Genomic DNA, 1,346 nt, shown 5'->3' on the forward strand with positions numbered 1-1,346 from the left:
ACAGGCGACTTCGTGTCGCACGATCATCGTATAGGCGAGCGTCTTGAACGCGTAGTGCACGTGACTGATGCGTTCGAAGCGCAGTAATAGACGGCGAAACTTATCCTCCCAGGCAAAGACGCGTTCAATGGTCCTGAAGCGCTCCTCGAAGATGTCCGGATCAAAGCGCTGCTTGCGGCCCCGCTTCGGGGTTTTACGCCCGCGCGGATTTTCCGGAATGTTGGACACCATGCCCCGGTTGAAAATGGCCTTGCGGTTGGCCCGGCAGTCGTAGACGCCGTCCAGACTGACGCTCAAGCCCTGTAAGTCCATGCCGATGGCGTGGGCCACTGGGTGAGTCTGGGCGCAAGGCGTCGCGCAACAACGGCGATTCGTTGCGGTTGCCCGGCGCACATATGAATGGCGCGATGATGTTGCAGTCCCGGTCACAGAAGGCCACGACCTTGTCGCCCTTGAGATGCTTGTGACCGCTGTAGCCGAGATTGTCGCCGCCTTTTTCGCCGCCGTCGTTGTGCCATCGCCATGAATGACCTTGAGATCGAGCAGCTGGTCATCATGAAGCCTGCTCACCAAGCCAGCAAAGATGGCATCCATGCAACCGTCGGCCTGCCAGCGCCACATCAGCCGGTAGATACGCGTGTAGTGGATTTCGGCGCGACCCTTGGCATTCCTTTCGATCGGTAGCATCTTCCATTGACAGCCCATGTACAGCACTCGCAGGATGTAGTTGAAGATCTTGTGCAAGGGCAGCGTGGGAGGAGGTCCTCGACGCCCCCCTCAGATGCGGCAAGACAAACTGCTCGAACTGCTCCAGGCTCAATTCCGTTGGAATCACTTGCCAGCATGGGTTTCCGGTCATTCGCTGCGCCCAGAAATCTGGACTCTAACCGATCTGCCTTCACCGATCAAAAATCCCGGCCTGGCGCGCCTCGCAGACAAATTCGATGGCCTCGAAAAACTGGCAACCAGTTGATCTGAACAACCTCGTTGAACAGGACCATCGTGCCATCAAACGCATCATCAAACCCATGATGGGCTTCAAGGACTTTCGTTGCGCCCGCATCATCCTGTCGGGCATCGAGGTGATACATATGATCAGGAAGGGACAGATGAAAACGACGAAGGGAACCTCTCCGTCGGCGGCCAAGCAGTTTTACTCCTTGGTCATGTAAGGCTTCCTAACAAGATCTACTTGTTTTGCCGCTTTTTTCTTATTGCGACACGACCCTCAAACTGGCCCGACAACTGCCGGACGCGGCCGGCGGTTGTCGATTCTGTATAGATAGTCCTGGAGTGCGTGAGATCGGAGACAGAGGGGATGAGCTTCGCCAGCTTCCTACCGGATA

2 protein-coding genes are annotated in these 1,346 nt (G+C 56.5%); one reads left to right on the forward strand and one right to left on the reverse strand.

The genetic code is table 11. The features are described from left to right. The coding region (locus tag P0D89_RS53045) for a hypothetical protein (RefSeq protein WP_408379645.1) at positions 1-744 on the reverse strand (744 nt) is incomplete at its 3' end. 200 nt (positions 745-944) lie between these two features. Between P0D89_RS53045 and P0D89_RS53050 the strand changes: the two genes are divergently transcribed. Then, positions 945-1,172, forward strand: coding sequence for a DDE-type integrase/transposase/recombinase (locus P0D89_RS53050; RefSeq protein WP_408371229.1), 228 nt, complete (start codon positions 945-947; stop codon positions 1,170-1,172). Positions 1,173-1,346: the final 174 nt, after the last annotated feature.

Source organism: Paraburkholderia sp. RL18-085-BIA-A (assembly GCF_046027075.1).
Taxonomy (GTDB): domain Bacteria; phylum Pseudomonadota; class Gammaproteobacteria; order Burkholderiales; family Burkholderiaceae; genus Paraburkholderia.